Annotated in this window: 17 protein-coding genes; 4 read left to right on the top strand and 13 right to left on the bottom strand. The window is 73.1% G+C overall.

Annotation, left to right across the window (positions count from 1 at the left end):
• The 12 genes from MOJ79_RS02655 to MOJ79_RS02600 all read right to left on the bottom strand — a co-directional run.
• A partial coding sequence (locus tag MOJ79_RS02655; protein WP_241922753.1) for a zinc-ribbon domain-containing protein occupies positions 1–483 on the bottom strand: 483 nt, incomplete at its 3' end.
• A 113-nt stretch (positions 484–596) separates the two neighbouring features.
• Positions 597–1,499, bottom strand: coding sequence for a 50S ribosomal protein L11 methyltransferase (prmA, locus tag MOJ79_RS02650; RefSeq protein ID WP_241922752.1), 903 nt, complete (start codon positions 1,497–1,499; stop codon positions 597–599).
• A 47-nt stretch (positions 1,500–1,546) separates the two neighbouring features.
• A complete protein-coding gene (accC, locus tag MOJ79_RS02645) occupies positions 1,547–2,896 on the bottom strand; it encodes an acetyl-CoA carboxylase biotin carboxylase subunit (RefSeq protein WP_241922751.1) in 1,350 nt (449 codons plus the stop codon).
• 101 nt (positions 2,897–2,997) lie between these two features.
• Positions 2,998–3,462, bottom strand: a complete 465-nt coding sequence (gene accB / locus MOJ79_RS02640) for an acetyl-CoA carboxylase biotin carboxyl carrier protein (RefSeq protein WP_241922750.1) — start codon at positions 3,460–3,462, stop codon at positions 2,998–3,000.
• Between the two features lie 243 nt (positions 3,463–3,705).
• Entirely contained in the window at positions 3,706–4,224 is a 519-nt protein-coding gene (locus MOJ79_RS02635; protein WP_241922749.1) for a TlpA family protein disulfide reductase, read from the bottom strand.
• Positions 4,221–4,850 carry a hypothetical protein gene (locus MOJ79_RS02630; protein WP_241922748.1) on the bottom strand — a complete coding sequence of 210 codons (630 nt, stop codon included), beginning with the start codon at positions 4,848–4,850 and terminating at the stop codon, positions 4,221–4,223. The genes MOJ79_RS02635 and MOJ79_RS02630 overlap by 4 nt, the downstream gene beginning before the upstream one ends.
• A 29-nt stretch (positions 4,851–4,879) precedes the next feature.
• Positions 4,880–5,620, bottom strand: coding sequence for a monofunctional biosynthetic peptidoglycan transglycosylase (mtgA, locus tag MOJ79_RS02625; RefSeq protein ID WP_241922747.1), 741 nt, complete (start codon positions 5,618–5,620; stop codon positions 4,880–4,882).
• A 5-nt stretch (positions 5,621–5,625) separates the two neighbouring features.
• A complete protein-coding gene (gene aroE, locus MOJ79_RS02620) occupies positions 5,626–6,513 on the bottom strand; it encodes a shikimate dehydrogenase (protein ID WP_241922746.1) in 888 nt (295 codons plus the stop codon).
• A gap of 2 nt (positions 6,514–6,515) precedes the next feature.
• The gene (locus MOJ79_RS02615) at positions 6,516–7,388 is read right to left on the bottom strand and encodes an energy transducer TonB (RefSeq protein WP_241922745.1); all 873 of its coding nucleotides are present in this window, start codon (positions 7,386–7,388) and stop codon (positions 6,516–6,518) included.
• Between the two features lie 4 nt (positions 7,389–7,392).
• Positions 7,393–9,420, bottom strand: a complete 2,028-nt coding sequence (locus MOJ79_RS02610; protein ID WP_241922744.1) for a ribonuclease catalytic domain-containing protein — start codon at positions 9,418–9,420, stop codon at positions 7,393–7,395.
• Between the two features lie 53 nt (positions 9,421–9,473).
• Positions 9,474–10,232, bottom strand: coding sequence for a 3-oxoacyl-[acyl-carrier-protein] reductase (fabG, locus tag MOJ79_RS02605; protein ID WP_119290603.1), 759 nt, complete (start codon positions 10,230–10,232; stop codon positions 9,474–9,476).
• Complete coding sequence (locus MOJ79_RS02600) at positions 10,229–10,843, bottom strand: YqiA/YcfP family alpha/beta fold hydrolase (RefSeq protein ID WP_241922743.1); 615 nt, start codon at positions 10,841–10,843, stop codon at positions 10,229–10,231. Before MOJ79_RS02600 ends, fabG begins: the two co-directional genes overlap by 4 nt.
• A gap of 97 nt (positions 10,844–10,940) precedes the next feature.
• Between MOJ79_RS02600 and MOJ79_RS02595 the strand changes: the two genes are divergently transcribed.
• The gene (locus MOJ79_RS02595) at positions 10,941–13,721 is read left to right on the top strand and encodes a zinc-dependent metalloprotease (RefSeq protein ID WP_241922742.1); all 2,781 of its coding nucleotides are present in this window, start codon (positions 10,941–10,943) and stop codon (positions 13,719–13,721) included.
• 20 nt (positions 13,722–13,741) lie between these two features.
• On the opposite strand, the gene mpl is transcribed toward MOJ79_RS02595, so the two are convergent.
• The gene (mpl, locus tag MOJ79_RS02590; protein ID WP_241922741.1) at positions 13,742–15,109 is read right to left on the bottom strand and encodes a UDP-N-acetylmuramate:L-alanyl-gamma-D-glutamyl-meso-diaminopimelate ligase; all 1,368 of its coding nucleotides are present in this window, start codon (positions 15,107–15,109) and stop codon (positions 13,742–13,744) included.
• Between the two features lie 100 nt (positions 15,110–15,209).
• Between mpl and MOJ79_RS02585 the strand changes: the two genes are divergently transcribed.
• From MOJ79_RS02585 to MOJ79_RS02575, 3 genes are all read left to right on the top strand, one after another.
• Positions 15,210–15,647, top strand: a complete 438-nt coding sequence (locus MOJ79_RS02585) for a hypothetical protein (protein ID WP_241922740.1) — start codon at positions 15,210–15,212, stop codon at positions 15,645–15,647.
• Between the two features lie 19 nt (positions 15,648–15,666).
• Positions 15,667–16,149 (top strand): DUF6152 family protein, encoded by a 483-nt coding sequence (locus MOJ79_RS02580; protein WP_241922739.1) that lies wholly within the window; start codon positions 15,667–15,669, stop codon positions 16,147–16,149.
• A 64-nt stretch (positions 16,150–16,213) separates the two neighbouring features.
• Positions 16,214–17,263: a 6-phosphofructokinase gene (locus MOJ79_RS02575; protein WP_241922738.1), complete on the top strand. Its 1,050-nt coding sequence runs from the start codon at positions 16,214–16,216 to the stop codon at positions 17,261–17,263.
• The last annotated feature ends 471 nt before the right edge of the window (positions 17,264–17,734 follow it).

Genomic DNA, 17,734 nt, shown 5'->3' with positions numbered 1-17,734 from the left:
AGTCGGCTCGGCAGTCGGCTCGGCAGTCGGCTCGGCAGTCGGCTCGGCAGTCGGCTCGGCAGTCGGCTCGGCAGTCGGCTCGGCAGTCGGCGCCGCGGTGCCCTTCGGCATCGGGCCGAACAGCGCGGCGTGCAATTCGTCGACGGACAGCCGCGGCGTCGGCAGCGGTTCGTTCCACGCGCTGTCGTGGTCGAGGGCGACGCTCTCTTCGGGCGCCGTCGCCGCGGCCGCCAGGCCGCCGGATGCGGTGATCGGCGTGCCGGGCACGACGGCGACGGCTGGCGTCGGCGGTGCTGCTGGCGGCGCGGGCGGTGGGAACGGCGCGGCGGCCGGCGCACGCGCTTCGAGCTCGAACAGCGTCTCGTTGGCGTTGAAGACGGCCGCGCAGCGTCCGCAGCGCACCCAGCCGTTGGACACCTTGAGCTGGTCCTGCACGACGCGAAACGCCGTGCGGCACGACGGGCAGCGGGCGGCGAGCGTCATGGCCGCGTGCGGCAGCGCGGCATCATCGCGCGGCGCACGGGCGCGAGGCAACCGACGGGCAGCAGGGGCATGCGCTGCATGATGCCATGCGCCTCGTCGACGGCCGCGCCGAATCAGCCGGCAAAAGCGGCGTGCATCAACACCCAGCCCTCGTCGCGATCGACGACGTCGAGGGCGCACCAAGGGGCATAGGCGGCGCGCAGCTCGTCGGCTTGGCGCTCGAGGATGCCGGCGAGCACGAGGTTGCCGCCGGCGTCGACGTGGCCGGCCAGCAGCGGCGCGAGCAGCTTGAGCGGCTGCGCGAGGATGTTGGCGAGCACCAGCGCGTAGCGGCCCTGCGCGAGCTCGGGCGGCCCGGCGCGCACGGTGACGCCGTTGGCCGCGGCGTTGGCGCGCGTGGCCTCGATCGCCGCCGCATCGATGTCGACGGCATCAACCTCGCGGGCGCCGTGCAGCGCCGCTGCGATGGCGAGGATGCCCGAGCCGCAGCCGTAGTCGAGTACGCGCTGCCAGCGCGCGCGGCGCGCTGGCGGCTGCGTCGCGATCCAGCGCAGGCACATGCGCGTCGTCGCGTGCGTGCCGGTGCCGAACGCCTGGCCGGGGTCGAGGCGGATCACGCGCTCGGCCTGCGGTGGCGGCGCGTGCCAGCTCGGCACGATCCAGAACGCCGGCGTGATCTCGACCGGCGCGAACTGCGCCTGCGTCTGGCGCACCCAGTCGGCCTCGGGGACCGGCGCGATCGCGAGCACCCGCACCTCGCGCGTGTCCTCGTGCGCGGCCAGCAGCGTCGCCGCGTCGGTGGCCTGCGCTTCGCTCGCGAACAGCGCGCGCAGCGTCGAGTGCGGCCAGGCCGCCGGTGGCGGCGGCAGGCCGGGCTCGCCGAACAGCGGCCGCTCGTGCTCGCTGCCGGCGTCGGCGTCCTCGACCGACACCGACAGCGCGTCGAGTTCGCCGAGTAGCGCGTCGGCCAGCGCCTCGACGAGCGGCTGCGGCGCCTGCAGCACGAGTTCGTGCACGGTGCGCTCCGGCTAGCGCGTGCCGGCCGCGCGACGCTCGGGCCGGCTCACCGCTTGTGCTGGCCGAGCCAGCCCTCGAGGTAGTGGATGCTGGTGCCGCCCTCGACGAACTTGGCGTCGACCATCAGCTCGCGGTGCAGCGCGATGTTGGTCTGGATGCCCTCGACGAGCGTCTCGAGCAGCGCGCTGCGCATGCGTGCGAGCGCCTGCTCGCGCGTGTCGCCGTGGACGATGATCTTGCCGACCATCGAGTCGTAGTGCGGCGGCACGAAGTAGTTGGTGTAGATGTGCGAGTCGACGCGCACGCCGGGGCCACCGGGCGCGTGCCACATCGTGATGCGCCCGGGCGACGGCACGAAGGTGTACGGGTCCTCGGCGTTGATGCGGCACTCGATCGCGTGGCCGCGCATCTGGATCTGGCGCTGCGTGAACGGCAGCTTCTCGCCCGCGGCGATGCGGATCTGCTGCTGCACGATGTCGATGCCGGTCACCATCTCGGTCACCGGGTGCTCGACCTGCACGCGCGTGTTCATCTCGATGAAGTAAAACTCGCCATTCTCGTACAGGAATTCGAAGGTGCCGGCACCGCGGTAGCCGATTTTCTTGCACGCCGCGGCGCAGCGGTCGCCGATGCGCTCGATGATGCGCCGCGGGATGCCGGGCGCCGGCGCCTCCTCGATGATCTTCTGGTGCCGGCGCTGCATCGAGCAGTCGCGCTCGCCGAGCCACACAGCGTTGCGGTGCGCGTCGGCGAGCACCTGGATCTCGATGTGCCGCGGGTTCTGCAGGAACTTCTCCATGTAGACCTGCGGGTTGCCGAACGCCGCGCCGGCCTCGCTGCGCGTCATCTGCACCGCGTTGAGCAGTGCCGCCTCGGTGTGCACGACGCGCATGCCGCGCCCGCCGCCGCCGCCGGCGGCCTTGATGATCACCGGGTAGCCGATCGAGCGCGCGATGCGCACGATCTCCTTCGGGTCCTCGGGCAGCGCGCCTTCGGAGCCCGGCACGCAAGGCACACCAGCGCGGATCATCGCCTGCTTGGCCGAGACCTTGTCGCCCATCGTGCGGATCGCCGCCGGCGGCGGGCCGATGAACGTGAAGCCGCTTTGCTCGACGCGCTCGGCGAAGTCGGCGTTCTCGCTCAGGAAGCCGTAGCCCGGGTGGATCGCCTCGGCGTCGGTGACCTCGGCCGTCGAGATGATCGCCGGCATGTTGAGGTAGCTCTGCGCCGACGGCGCCGGGCCGATGCACACCGCCTCGTCGGCGAGCTTGACGTACTTGGCCTCGCGGTCGGCCTCGGAGTAGACGACGACCGACTTGATGCCCATCTCGCGGCAGGCGCGCTGAATCCGCAGCGCGATCTCGCCACGGTTGGCGATCAGGATCTTCTTGAACATGGTGCCTCGGTTCGATGGCCCTCAGCGGGCGGCGCGCTGGGGCGGCGCCGGCCGCGCCGCCGCGCCGGCCCGCGTTGCGCGTTCGACGTTCGTCGCCGCGTTCACTCGATGACGAACAGCGGCTGGCCGAACTCGACCGCCTGGCCGTTCTCGACCAGGATGCGCGTGACCGTGCCGGCCTTGTCGGCCTCGATCTCGTTCATGATCTTCATCGCCTCGATGATGCACAGCGGCTGGCCTTCGGTGACTTCCTGGCCGACCTCGACCATCGGCTTGGCGCCCGGGCTCGACGCACGGTAGAAGGTGCCGACCATCGGCGACTTGACGACGTGGCCGGGAGGCGCTGCCGGCTCGGGCGCTGCTGGCGTCGCGGCGGGTGCGGCGGCCACGGGCGCGGGCACCACGGCCGGCATCGCCGGCACGGCCGCCGCCACCGGCACCACTGCCGCGGCGCGCGCGTCGGCCTTGACGATGCGCACCTTGCCGTCGGCCTCGGTGATCTCGAGTTCGGAAATGTTCGACTCCGAGACGAGGTCGATCAGCGTTTTGAGCTTGCGCAAATCCATCGTGGCATCCCTCATGACCACCGGACCCCGTGCCGCAGTCGACGGGCCGGCTTCTTGCATTTTCTGCCGCCTACTGCGGCCAAACGGGCGGCTGCCGAAGCGCAACGGCGCGAAGCTGGCATCCTGTCCCGTGGGGATGGTTGCTGCCTGCAAATCTGCCAGGCAGCAACCGCGAGGGGCGCAATGTACGCTTTTTCGGTGCTGTTGGCGAGCAGATGAAAGAAATTAGTCGCTGACGCGCGATCAGCGCAGCGCGCGGGCCCAGCCGGTCAGCTCGGCGTAGTTCGTCTCGCCGAGCTTGCGGTGCGCGACGCGCCCCTCGCTGCCGATCAGCACCGTGAACGGCAGCGCACCGGTCACGTTGCCCAATTCGCGGCCGAGCTCGGTGCCGCCGAAGCCGGCCAGCCCGATCGGGAAGCTCACCGGAACGCGCTGCAGGAACTCGCGCACCGGCGTCGGCCCGTCGATCGCCAGCCCGACGACCTGCCAGCCGCGCGCGGCGAAGTCACGGTGGAAGCGGTCCAGCTCGGGCATCTCCTTGACGCACGGCGGGCACCAGGTGGCCCAGAAGTTCAGCACCAGCGGCTGGCCGCGGAACTCGGCCATCACGAGCCGGCCGCCGTCGGGACGGTCGAACTGCAGCGGCCACAGCGCCGCGGCCGGCGCCCCGGACGTGCGCGACTGCCGCCACAGCGCGCCACCGAGGCCGGCGGCGGCGGCCACGGCGCCGACGCCCACCGCGAGGGTGGTGCGCCGCTTCACGCCGGTGGCGGCGCGTCGGCGCCGCCGTCGAGCAGGCGCCGCAGCGCCGTGAGGTCGCCGCGCAGCGTGCGTCCGCGCGCGTCGGGCTTGAGCGCACCGCGCAAGTCGTCGAGGTCGCGCACGTGCAGGTGCAGCGTCACCGTCTCGCCGAGCTCGGCGCAGCGGCTGGCCACGCTGAGCACCGGCACCGGCTCGCCGCGTGCGCCACCGGGTGCGCTGGCCACGTCGTAGTCGATGCCGAGGTTGATCAGCGCGATCTCGGCGGCCTTCGGGTCGTCGCAGAACAGGTCCAGGTGCAGGCTCGACAGCCGCGTCGCGGTGCCGCGCCAGGCCGCACCGGCCAGGTGCGGGCGGAACTCGGCCAGGCGCTGCATCCACGGCAGCGCGTGCCGGCGCAGCGCCGCGAGCTCGGCGGGTTGCGTGTCGGCATGGAACAGCGCGAGGTACTCGCGCACCTGGTCCTCGACCTCGTCGTTGCTCGGCAGCTCGGCGCTGCGCACCGCGCGCGCAGCCAGCGCGCGCGCGGCCTTGCGCTTGGCCGCGCCGTACTCCATGCCCTCGTCGACCACCAGCCTCGCGGCGGCGGCGGCGATTTCGCTCGTCAGGTTGCGCTCCACGCGCGGCATTGTGCCGGTCGCGCGCGTCCGCGCCCGGCTCAGGGCAGTTCGACGGCGCCCATGCGTGCCGCGATCGTCGCCGCACGGCCGCGCACGTAGGCCGAGTCGGGCCGCTTCTCGAAGCGCTTGGGCGCCGGCAGCATCACGGCCAGCTGCGCGGCGGGCATCACGCCGAGCTGCGCCGCGTCGACGCGAAAGTAGTGCCGCGCGGCGGCCTGCGCGCCGAACACGCCCTCGCCCCACTCGACGTGGTTCAAATAGATCTCGAGGATGCGCCGCTTGGACAGCAGCAGCTCGAGCCACTGCGTGACGACGAACTCCTGCGCCTTGCGCGCGAGCGTGCGCTCACTGTCCAGGAACAGGTTCTTGGCCAGTTGCTGCGTGATCGTCGAGCCGCCGACGACGCGCGGCGGGCGCGCACCGGGGCGCTGCTGGCGGCGCGCCAGCTCGCGCAGGTTGCGCTCCCAGGCCTTTTCGATCGCGTCCCACTCGACGCCGCTGTGTTCGACGAAGCCGGCGTCCTCGCTGGCGATCACGGCGCGCTTGAGGTGCGGCGAGATGCGCGTGTCGTCGACCCAGGTCTGGCTCCAGACGATGCGCCCGCGCGTCGTCAGCAGCCGCCACGCCTCGCTGCGCTGGAAGCTCGTCGATGCCGGGTCGACGACCGTCATCAGCGCGACGCGTGCGGCGAAGTACAGCTGCAGCGCGACGAAGGCCAGCAGCGCCAGCACCAGCAGCCGCAAGGCCTCGGTGCGCGCGCGGCGCCACGCGCCGCCCACCGCGCTCAGCCCTCCTGCGCCGCGAGCCGTGCGCGCAGCGCGGCCAGCACCGGCGCCGTGTCGGGGCGCACACCGCGCCAGACGAAGAACGCCTCGGCGGCCTGCTCGACGAGCATGCCCAGCCCGTCGCGCCCGTGCGCGCCGTGCGCCTGCGCCCACGCGACGAAGCCGTCGACGGCCGCACCGTACATCAGGTCGACGGCCAGCGCCCCCTCGCGCAGCGCGGTGGCCGGCACCGGCACCGGCGCGCCGGCGAGGCTGCTCGCGCTGCTGTTGATGACGACGTCGAAGCGCTCGCCCGGCGCGTCGAGCGCGGCCTCGGCCAGCCGCACGCCGTGGCGAGCCGCCCAGGCCCGGTGGCGCTCGACGAGGACGTGGGCCTTGTCCGGCGTGCGGTTGACCACCGTCACCGCCGCCGGGCCGGCCTCGATCAGCGGCCCGAGCACGCCCGCCGCGGCGCCGCCGGCGCCGATCAGCAGCACGCGCTTGCCGCGCAGCGGCACACCGGCATTGACCTCGATGTCGCGGCGCAGGCCGATGCCGTCGGTGTTGTCGGCGCTCCACCCGTCGGGGTCGAAGCGCAGCACGTTGGCCGCGCGCGCCAGCGCGGCGCGCTCGCTCAGCCGCGTCGCCAGGTGCGGCACCTCGAACTTGAACGGCACCGTCACGTTGCAGCCGCGCGCGCGCCGGTAGCGCCCGTCGCCGCCGCGCGCGAAGTCGCGCACCGTCTCGGCGAAGCCGTCGAGCGGGCACCACACGCGCACGTACTCGATGTGCTGCCCCGTCTGCCGCGCGAACTCGGCGTGGATGAACGGCGACTGGCTGTGCGCCACGGGGTTGCCGATGACGGCGTACAGGTCGGGCTCGTCGGCCGGGGGCGGCGCAGCGGTCATGGTCAGCGTTGCGATTCGAGCATCTGCGCCTCCATCGCGTCGTCACGCGTGAAGCGGAAGCGCGACGTGACGACGATCTGGTCGGCCTCGCGGCGCATCGCCGCGGTGAACGGGCCGAACGGCGACGCCGCCTGCACGATCGCGACGGCGCGGCGGTCGAGCATCGGCGTGTCCGACGGCTGCACCACCTCGGCTTCGACGACGCGCCCCATCGCGTCGACCGTCACGTTCATGATCAGCTCTCCGTACAGCTTGCGCCCCTGGTGGGTCGGGAAGTCGCGCGTGCCACGCTCCTCGATGCGCCGGCGCAGCTGGTCGTAGTACAGCGCATAGACCTGTTCGCGCGTGGCCGGGCTGATGTAGCGCTTCTTCGGGCGCGCATTTTCCTCGTTGATGCGCTTCTCGATCTCGGCCAGCAGCCGCAGCAGCTGGCGGCGGCGCTCCTCGCGCTCGAGCGCCTGCGGGTCGCCGGCGTCGCGCCGCGGATCCGGCGGCGGCAGCAGCGCCATCTCGCGGCGGATCTGCGCCAGCAGCTGCTGCTGGTACTGCTGCATCTGCTCGATCTTGCGCCGCGCCTCGTCGGGGGCGTCGCCGCTCTCGACGACGAGCGACGGCGGCAGCGGCGACGTCGCGCGCCCGCGCTCGGCGTCGCCGCCGCCGGCCAGGCTGGCCTGCGCGATCGCCTGCGCCTGCACCGGCGGCTCGGTCGAGCGCGCATTGACGAGGATGACCTCGAGCGGCGTGTCGCGCCACACGCGCTCGAAGCCCGCGGGATCGACGAAGCGCACCGTCAGCAGCGCGCCGTGCACGATGACCGACACCGCCACCGCCCAGTGCAGCGTGGTCAGCTCCCACGACGCGAGCAAACCGCGCATGCGCTCAGGCCGGCGCGGCCGGCGTGGCTGCCGGCTCGTCGACGTCGATCGCCAGCGCCAGCGGCGCGGCGGCCGCGGCGTCGTCGCCTTCGGTGTCGATCTCGTCCTCGGCGAGCGCAGCGACGGTGTCGAGCCGCTCGAGCAGGCTCGCGTGCGCGTCGAGCGTCAGCAGGTCGACGCCCGTCACGCGCACGCGCACGCGGGTGCCGCGCGGCAGTGCCTCGCAGCCGCTGGCGCGCATCACCAGCGGCAGGGTGTCGGCACGCACCAGGCCGTCCTTCATCACCGTCGCTTCGAGTTCCGAGACCGCGTTCTGCTCCAGCCAGCGCAGCGTCCAGAAGCGCTCGATGCCGTGCTGGAAGTCGTTGTAGGCACTGTAGGCGGCATCGAAGGCCGAGATGATCGAGAAAAGCACGGCATCTTTCGGCCTGAACGGCGCGGCCAGCGCCGCGGTGCGCCCGTGGCGCGCGCACGCGATGATCTGCCACTGGTTGACGAGGTCGACGTAGCGGCGCAGCGGCGACGTCGCCCACGCGTACTGCGCCATCCCCATGCCGGCGTGCGGCAGCGGCTTGGTGCCCATGCGCACCTTGACGCCCGGCGCCAGCGCCGCCTGGCTGCGGTAGATGCCCGGCACCCCGAGTTCGGCCAGCCAGCCGCCCCAGGTGCTGTTGGCGAGGATCATCGCTTCCGAGACGATCAGGTCCAGCGGCGCGCCGCGCCGGCGCACGCGGATGTCGACGCGCTCGCTGCCGTCGGGCTCGTGCTCGCCGTCGGTGTCGAGGCGGAAGCTGTAGTCGGGGCGCGTGAACGTCTCGGGCTTGCCGCGCACCTGCTCGCGCTGCGCCTTCAGGTGCTTCGCGAGGCGGAAGCAGAACGCCAGTTCGGCGGCGAACGGGTACTCGGGCACCGCGTCGCCGACGAGGGTGGCCTCGGTGACGACTTCGTCGAGCTCGTCGTGGCGCAGGTTGGCCGCCACCATCACGCGCTCGACGCGCGTGGCGCGCTCGCGCACCTCGAGCGTGGCCTCGTCGAGCGTCACGTACAGGCTCACCGCCGGGCACGCCTGCCCTTCGTCGAGCGTGTAGGCCGCCACCACCGCCGGCGGCAGCATCGTGATCTTCCAGCCCGGCATGTAGACCGTCGACAGCCGCTCGCGCGCGACGCGGTCGAGCGCCGAGTCGGGCGTGATCGCGAGCCCCGGCGCGGCGATGTGGATGCCGAGCACGACGGTGCCTGTGCCCAGCCCGGTGACCGACAGCGCGTCGTCGATCTCGGTCGTCGACGAGTCGTCGATCGAGAACGCGCGCACCGGTGCGAGTGGCAGCTCGTCGGCCACCGGCGGCACGTCGAGCGCGGGAAAGCCGGTGCCCTTCGGGAACTGCTCGAACAGGAAGCGCCGCCAGTGGAACTGGTACGGGTTCGCGATCGCGCCGGTGGCCTTCAGCAGCTCCAGCGGCGCGCGCTGGCTGCGCCGGGCGGCCTCGACGACGGCCTTGTACTCCGGCGCGTTCTTGTCGGGCTTGAAGAGGATCCTGTACAGCTGCTCGCGCACCGGCTGCGGGCAGCGGCCGGCCACCAGTTCGGCGGCCCAGGCGTCGATCTGCGCGGTCACCTGCTTCTTCTTCTCGATCGCCGCGAGCGCCGCCTGCACCGTCTCGGCCGGCGCCTTGCGGAACAGCCCCTTGCCGACGCGGCGGAAGTAGTGTGGCGCGTCGAACAGCCGGAACAGCGCCGCGGCCTGCTTCTCGACGCCGGCGCCGGCGTCGAAGTAGTCGCGCGCCAGCTGCGCGAAGCCGAAGTCGCCCTCGGGCGCGAATTCCCACGCGAGGTCGAGGTCGATCTCGGCGGCGAGCTTCTGGCCGGCGGCGATCAGCTCGGCCGGCGACGGCTTGTCGAAGCGCAGCAGCACGTTCGCCGCCTTGACCTTCACGCGCTTGCCGGAGTCGAGCTCGACCTGCAGCGACGCGTCGGACTCGGACATCACGCGGCCGGCGGCGAACTTGCCGGCGTCGTCGAAGAGCACGTACATGCGGTGATTGTCGCCGCGCGTCGGCTGCAGCGCCGCGCCGCGGCGCCCGGCCGCTACAGCGTCATCCCGCCCGAGACCTCGATCACCGCCCCGTTGACGTAGCTCGCCTCGTCGCTGGCGAGGAAGGCGTAGACGTTGGCGATCTCCTCCGGCTTGCCGAGCCGGTGCAGCGGCACCTGCTCCTTCATGTGCTGCATCACCTTGTCGGGGATCGTCGCGAGGATCGGCGTCTCGACGAAGCCCGGTGCGACCGCGTTGACGCGGATCCCCTTGGGGCCGAGTTCGCGGCTCCACGTCTTCGTGAAGCCGATGACGCCGAACTTGCTCGCCGCGTAGTTCGTCTGGCCGTAGTTGCCGTAGATGCCGACGACGCTGCTGGCGTTGAGGATCACGCCGTGGCCCTGCTCGATCATGATCGGCGCCACCGCCTGCGCGCAGTGGAACACGCCGCGCAGGTTCACGTCGATGACGGCATCGAACTGCGCCAGCGTCATCTTCACGAGCCGCGCGTCCTTCGTGATGCCGGCGTTGTTGACGAGCACGTCGATGCGTCCGTGGCGCGCCATCACGGCCTGCACCATCGCGTCGACGGTGGCGCGGTCGGTGACGTCGACGACGTGGCCCTCGGCCTTGGTGCTCGCGTGCTTGTCGGGCGCGGCGGCGCGGCACTGCGCCACCGCCGCCTCGACGGCGTCGGCGCGCAGGTCGCAGACGACGACGGTGGCGCCCTCGCGCGCGAACTTGAGCGCGGTGGCCAGGCCGATGCCCTGCGCGGCGCCGGTGACGATGCAGATCTTGTGCTGGAGTCTCATGCGGTGGGTTCCAGGTGCAGGAAGCGGACGAGGTCCGCGAGGTGGTCGTCGAAATCGGACAGCGCGTGGTCGCCGCCTTCGAGCAGCTTGACCGCGGCGCCGCGGTAGCGCGCGACCATCTCGCGCCAGTCGAGCACTTCGTCGCCCTTGGCGATGACGGCGAAGTAGCGTGCGGGCTGCGTGATCGCCGGCAGCGTCAGCCGCTGCAGCTCCTCGATGTACTCGACGCGGAAGAAGAAGTGTTCATCGGGGTCGTGGAAGCCGGTCTGCTCGCCGATGTGCTGTGCGAGGTCGCGCGCCGGGTTCACCGCCGGGTTCAGCAGCACGGCCGGGCAGCCGGTGCGCTCGGCGATCCAGGTCGCGTAGAAGCCGCCGAGCGAGCTGCCGACGACCGCCATCGACGCACGCGGCCACGCGGCGATGTGGCGCTCGACGAGCGCAATCGCATCGGCCGGCGACGGCGGCAGCTGCGGGCACGCCCAGTGCACGTCGGGCCGGTGGTGGCGTAGCCACGCGTGCAGGCGCTGCGCCTTGAACGACTTCGGCGACGAGCGGAAGCCGTGCAGGTACAGCAGGTGCGTCGGCGGCAGCGCGGTCGGGGGCACGGACATGCCGGCAGTCTATCGGCGCGGCACGACCGCACGGTCGGTGCCGGGTCGATCGTCGACGGCACGCGCGGGTCGGCGCCGGCTTGCTACGCTCGCCGGCATGCACAGCGATTCCGAGCCGAGGCGCGTCACGACAAGGCGCCGTGCAGGCGTGCCGCTGGCGCTCGGCGCGGCGGTGTGGCTGGCCGGATGCGCAGGGCTGCCGCAGGCCACCGGTGGGCGGCCGACGGCGGCGGGCGCGGGCACGCCGATGGCGCGTGCGGCCACCGCGGGCACGCCGGCGCCGAGCGCGACGACGCCGGCGGCATCGGCAGCGACGGCGCCGTCGGCCGCGGCGCCGCGGTCCGACCCGGCCCCGCTGCGCCCGTTCGCCGACGTCGTGCGCGACGCGCAGCGCATCGACGGCTTCGTGCCGCTGTGGCGCAGGGACGAGCGCGTGTGGCTCGAGATCGCTCCCGAGCGCCTGAACCAGCCGCTGCTGCTGTCGGTCAACGTCGCCAGCTCGGTCGGCGAGCGCGGGCTGTACGCGGGCCAGATGGGGCCGGTGTGGCTCGTCGAGTTCCGCCGCGTCGGCAACACGCTGCAGCTCGTCGCGCGCAACACGCGCTTTCGCGCCGACGGCGACCCGGCGCTGCGGCGCGCCGTCGCGCAGGGCTTTTCGGAGAGCCTGATCGCCTACGGCGCGGTGGCCAGCGCGGCGCACCCGCAGCGGCAGTCGTTCCTCGTCGACGCGGCGTTCCTGCTGTCGGACCTGGCCGGCTACGCGACGGCGCTCGAGCGCGCGTTCCGCATTCCCTACGCGCTCGACCGCGGCAACTCGTCGTTCGAGTCGGTGCGCGCCGATGCGCGTGTCGCGGTGCTGCACGCGAAGCTGCACTATGCGACGCCGCGCATCCCGGCGCCGCCCGCGTCGCCGGCACCGGGTGCGGTGCTGCCGACACCGCCGTCGACGACGCCCGACGCGCGCAGCCTGTTCGTCGGCGCCGTCGTCAGCCTGATGGCGCTGCCCGCACAGCCGATGCGACCGCGCGCCGCCGACCCGCGCGTCGGGCACTTCACGACGACGTATTCCGACTTCAGCCGCGACCTCGCCGCCGACGCGCGCGTACGCCTCGTCAACCGCTGGCGGCTCGAGAAGAAGGATCCGGCCGCGCCCCTGAGCGAGCCGGTGCAGCCGATCGTGTTCTGGATCGACCGCAACGTGCCGCCGCGCTACCGCGGCGCGGTGACCGACGGCGTGCTCGAGTGGAACAAGGCCTTCGAGCGCATCGGCTTTCGCGACGCGATCGTCGTGCGCCAGCAGCCCGACGACGCAGCGTTCGACACGATGGACGGCGCGCACGCGTCGATCCGCTGGCTGCTCGGCATCGACGCCGGCTTCGCACGCGGGCCGAGCCACGCCGACCCGCGCACCGGCGAGATCCTCGACGGCGACATCACGATCACCGACGCCTTCGGCCGCGGCGCGCGCCGCATCTTCGTCGAGCAGGTCGGGGGCGCGTCGTCAGCCAGCGGCAGCGACGAACGGCTGGCGTCACTGGCCACGCAGTGGCAGGGCGCCGGCGCGTCGCAGGCGTGCACGTACCTGCTCGACGCGGCGGCCGACCTGCATTTCGCGCTCGACCTGCTCGAGGCGCGCGGCGACGTCGCCCCCGACGGTCCGGAGGCCGAGGCCTTCGTGCGCGCGGTGATCAAGGACGTCGTCACGCACGAGGTCGGCCACGTGCTCGGGCTGACGCACAACTTCCGCGCGTCGAGCGCGGTCGCCCACGCGCTGCTGCGCGATGCGGCGCACACGCGCGCGCACGGCATCTCGGCGTCGGTGATGGACTACAACCCGATCAACCTGCCGCTGGCGGGCGAGCCGATGGCCGCGCTGGTGCAAGGCGGGCTTGGGGCCTACGACCACTGGGCGATCGAGTACGCCTACGCGCCGCTGTCCGAAGCCGACGAGCAGGCGGCGCTGGAGGCGATCGCGGCGCGCGGGCGTGACGACCCGGCGCTCGCCTTCGGCGACGACATCGACGCCGCCGGCCTCGACCCGCGCGTCAACCGCTTCGACCTCGGCGACGACGCGCTGGCCTTCGTCGAGCGCCGCATCGCGCTGACGCACGAGCTGTGGCAGCGCACGCAGCAGCGCGGCTGGCAGCCCGGCGACGACCCGCTGCGGCTGCGGCGCACGCTGCTGGCCGGATTCCGCCAGCTGCGCGAGCTGCCGGCGCTGGCCGCCAAACACGTCGGCGGCATGTATGCCGAGCGCGACCGCCCGGGCGACGGCCGGCCGGCGTTCCGCCCCGTCGAGCCGCAGCGCCAGCGGCAGGCGCTCGCGCTGCTGACCGACACGCTGTTTCGCGTCGACAGCTTCCGCTTCAAGCCCGAGTTCCTCGCCAGCCTGCCGCCGGACTACGCCGAGTTCGGCGCCGGTCGCGGCGGGCCGGTGAGCATCCCGCAGGCCGTGCTGCAGCTGCAGACGTCGGCGCTCGACCGCCTGCTCGACCCCGGCACCGCGCAGCGCCTGCTCGAGCTGCCGCTGTACCTGCCCGAGTCCGAGCGCAGCACCGCGCTGTCGTTGCACGAGGTGTACGCGACGGTGCAGCGCGCGGTGTGGCGCGAGCTCGCCACCGGCGGCGAGATCGACCGCCTGCGCCGCGACCTGCAGCGCGAGCACCTGCGCCGGCTGCAGGCCGCGCTGACGCGGCCGCTCGGGCTGCCTTCGGACGCGCTGAGCCTGCAGCGGCTGCTGGCCACCGAGCTGCAGCGCGACCTCCAGCGCGCGGTGGGCCGCGCCGCGGGCCTGTCGGTCGAGACGCGCGCGCACCTGGCCGACAGTCTCGCGTTGCTCGGCGAGGCGCTGCGCGCGTCGTTCGTGCGGCAGCAGTAGGCGCGCGCGGTGCGCCGCGCTCAGCGGCGGTCGAGCGCGGCGAGCAGCTTGTCGTGGATGCCGCCGAAGCCGCCGTTGCTCATCACGAGCACGTGGTCGCCCGGCTTCGCGGCGCGGCGGATCTCGGCCACCAGCGCGTCGACGGTATCGGTGACCACGGCGGGCGGCTCGATCGGCGCCAGCGCCTCGCGCGGGTCCCAGCCGAGGCCGCCGGCGTGGCAGAACACGAGGTCGGCCTCTTCGAGGGCCCACGGCAGCTGCGCCTTCATCGTGCCGAGCTTCATCGTGTTCGAGCGCGGCTCGAACACCGCGAGGATGCGCTCACCCGGGCCGATGCGCCGGCGCAGTCCGTCGACCGTCGTGCGCATCGCGGTCGGGTGGTGCGCGAAGTCGTCGTAGACCCTGACCCCGCCGGCCTCGCCGCGCAGCTCGAGGCGCCGGCGCACGTTGCCGAAGCGCGCCAGCGCCGCGCAGGCGGCCTCGGGCGCGACGCCGACGTGCTCGGCGGCGGCCACCGCGGCCAGCGCATTGAGCTGGTTGTGCTCGCCCAGCAGCGCCCAGTCGATGCGGCCGACCTTCAGGCTGCCGCGCAGCACGTCGAACGCGTGCGGCTCGCCGCGCGCACGCCACACGCCGGGTTCCTCGCGCTGCGCGCCGAAGCGCTCGACGCCGCTCCAGCAGCCACGCGCGAGCACGCGCGCGAGCGCCTCGTCGCGCGCGTTGACGACGAGCCAGCCGCGGCCGGGCACGGTGCGCACGAGGTGGTGGAACTGCGTCTCGATCGCCGCCAGGTCCGGGAAGATGTCGGCGTGGTCGTACTCGAGGTTGTTGAGGATCGCGGTGCGCGGCCGGTAGTGGACGAACTTGCTGCGCTTGTCGAAGAACGCGGTGTCGTACTCGTCGGCCTCGATGACGAACGGCGCACCGGGCGCCGTCGCGCCGAGACGCGCCGAGACGCCGAAGTTCATCGGCACGCCGCCGACGAGAAAGCCCGGCTGCTGGCCGGCAGCATCGAGGATCCACGCGAGCATCGACGTCGTCGTCGTCTTGCCGTGCGTGCCGGCCACCGCGAGCACGTGGCGGCCGGGCAGCACGTGCTCGGCGAGCCACTGCGGCCCGCTCGTATAGCGCGCGCCGGCGTCGAGGATCGCCTCGATCAGCGGGTTGCCGCGGCTGACGACGTTGCCGACGACGAACACGTCGGGCGCGAGCGCGAGCTGGTCGGCGCCCCAGCCCTCGATCAGCTCGATGCCCAGCGCGTGCAGCTGATCGCTCATCGGCGGGTAGACGTTGGCGTCGCAGCCCGTCACGCGGTGGCCGGCCTCGCGCGCGAGCGCCGCGATGCCGCCCATGAAGGTGCCGCAGATGCCGAGGATGTGAATGTGCATGCGGGCATTCTAGGGAGCACCCGTCGCGCGGCTCGGCGGGACACGGCAGGGGCTTGACCGCATGCCGGCGCGCCTGCCGCCGCTGCGCTATCGTGCTGCGATGGACGCGCTGCCCGCCCCGCTGGCCTGGATCGCCGAGCACCCGTACGCGTTTCCGGCGCTCGAGGTCGTGCACATCGTCGGCATCGCGCTGCTGCTGGGCAGCCTCGTGCTGCTCGAGCTGCGCGTGTGGGGCGTCGGTGCCGCGCTGCCGCTGCCGGCGCTGGCGCGGCTGGCGCTGCCGGTGACGCTCGGCGGCTTCGCGCTGATTGCCGCGAGCGGGCTGCTGATGTTCGCGGCCAGCGCGGCGGAACTTCTGGCCAGCACGACGTTCTTGTTAAAGATGGCACTGGTCGCGCTGGCCGGTCTCAACGCCGCGGCGTTCCACCTGCGCGGCGGACTGGCCCGCGCCGATGCGGTGGCCCGGTGGCAGGCTGCCGCGTCGCTGCTGCTGTGGCTGGCGGTGATCGCCGCCGGCCGCTGGATCGCTTATGCCTGACCCGAAGGAGAGCCCTGCGATGAACCCCGACTTCCTGCGCCGCCGCACCGTGCTGGCGGCGACGACGGCGATGTTCGCGCCCGTCGCACTCGCCCATCACGGCTGGAGCAGTTTCGACCAGAACCGCCCGATCTATCTCAGCGGCCGTGCCGCGTCGGTGTCGTGGCGCAACCCGCACGTCGAGTTCGACCTCGAACTCGACGCCGACCTGAAGCTGCCGGCCGACCTCGCGTCGCGCGCGCTGCCGGCGCAGACTGCGCCGGTCGACGGGCCCGCACTGCTGAAAGCCGCGCAACTGCCGACGCGGCGCGACCGCCGGTGGCACGTCGAGCTCGCGCCGCTGTTTCGCATGAACGCGTGGGGCGTGCCCGAGCTGAAGACCGGCGACGCGGTCGAGCTGCTCGGCTTCACGTTCGCCGGCGAGCGCGGCGACGCCGTGCTGCGCGCCGAGTACCTGTGGGTCGGCGGCAAGGCCTACGGGCTGCGCTCGTCGCCGGCCTGACGCGTCGCGGCGCCGTCGCGCACGCCGCGTAGACTGCGGCGCGTCCGAATCGAGGAGGGCCGCGATGCGCATCGGAGTGCTGACCGGGGGCGGCGACTGCCCCGGTCTCAACGCCGTGATCCGCGCCGTCACGAAGTCGCTGATCCACCAGTGCGGCGCCGAGGTGCTCGGCATCGAGGACGGTTTCCTGGGGCTGATCGAGGGGCGCGCGCGGCCGCTCGACTGGCGCGCCGTCAGCGGCATCGTCGCCACCGGCGGCACGATCCTGGGGACCAGCAACCGCGCGAACCCGCTGGGCCGCGACGACACGCTCGCCGCCGCGCTGCGCCACGCGCGCGAGTGGAAGCTCGACGCGGTGGTGGCCATCGGCGGCGACGGCACGATGGCGATCGCGCACGGCATGACGCTGCACGGACTGCGCATGGTCGGCGTGCCAAAAACGATCGACAACGACATCGAGGGCTGCGAGCGCAGCTTCGGCTTCGACACCGCGGTGGCCATCGTCACCGAGGCGCTCGAGCGCGTGCAGACCACCGGCCAGAGCCACGGCCGCGTGATGATCGTCGAGACGATGGGGCGCTACGCCGGATGGATCGCGCTCGAGGCCGGCATCGCCGGCGCGGCCGACGCGATCCTGCTGCCCGAGATCGACTACGACGTCGAGGCCGTGGCCGCCCTGTGCCGCGAGCGCGAGCAGCGCCAGCGCTACACCGTGATCTGCATCGCCGAAGGCGCGAAGCCGCGCGGCGGCGAGATGACGGTCGAGCGTCGGCTCGACGACAGCCCCGACCCGATCCGCCTCGGCGGCGTCGCGCACGCGTTGCGCGCACAGCTGCAGCCGCACCTGAAGAGCGAGGTGCGCGCGACCGTGCTCGGCCACGTGCAGCGCGGCGGCGCGCCGACCCCGTTCGACCGCGTGCTGGCGACGCAATTCGGCAACGAGGCGGCACACCTCGTCCTGCGCGGCGAGTTCGACCGCATGGTCACGCTCGTCGGCGCCGACCTGACGAGCGTGCCGCTCGAGCGCGTGGCCGGGCGCAACCGGCGCGTGCCACTCGACCACCCGCTGCTGACCTGCGCACGGCAGATCGGGGTGTCGCTGGGCAACGGCTGACTTCGAACGCAAGGACTGCAACGCATCGTGCTCGGTACACGATGCGCTTGCAGCCCGTCGTGTTCCTTGAACGTCGGTTGTGCGTGCGGCGGTCGTGGCGGCAGGCCGACGGCGGTACCTGCGCGCTCCGGCCCACGCTCGCGCTTTACCGTCGTGCCGCGCGACCGTCTGCGCGGTCGTCACCGCTTGCAGCCTGACGAGGTCGGGGCGAGCGCGAATCGGGCCTGCGCCCGCAGGCACCGCCATCGCCCTGCGGTCCACCGCCGTCGGCAGGCCTCGCGCGGGCAGTGTACGTTCGTCGGCATGGCGCGTGGCCCGGGCGTGCGGGCGCAGGCCCGATTCGCGCTCGCCCCCACCTTGGCACGAGAACACGGCGACGACGGCACGACGGCGGCAGTGTGCCGACGGTGAAGCGCGAGCGTGGGCCGGAGCACGCATGCCCGGGCCGCGCGCCGTGCGCAAACCGTCGCT

It is taken from the genome of Calidifontimicrobium sp. SYSU G02091, from assembly GCF_022631395.1.
In the GTDB taxonomy this organism is placed as follows: Bacteria; Pseudomonadota; Gammaproteobacteria; order Burkholderiales; family Burkholderiaceae_C; genus Calidifontimicrobium; species Calidifontimicrobium sediminis.
This window is presented reverse-complemented; position numbering and strand designations above follow the sequence as displayed.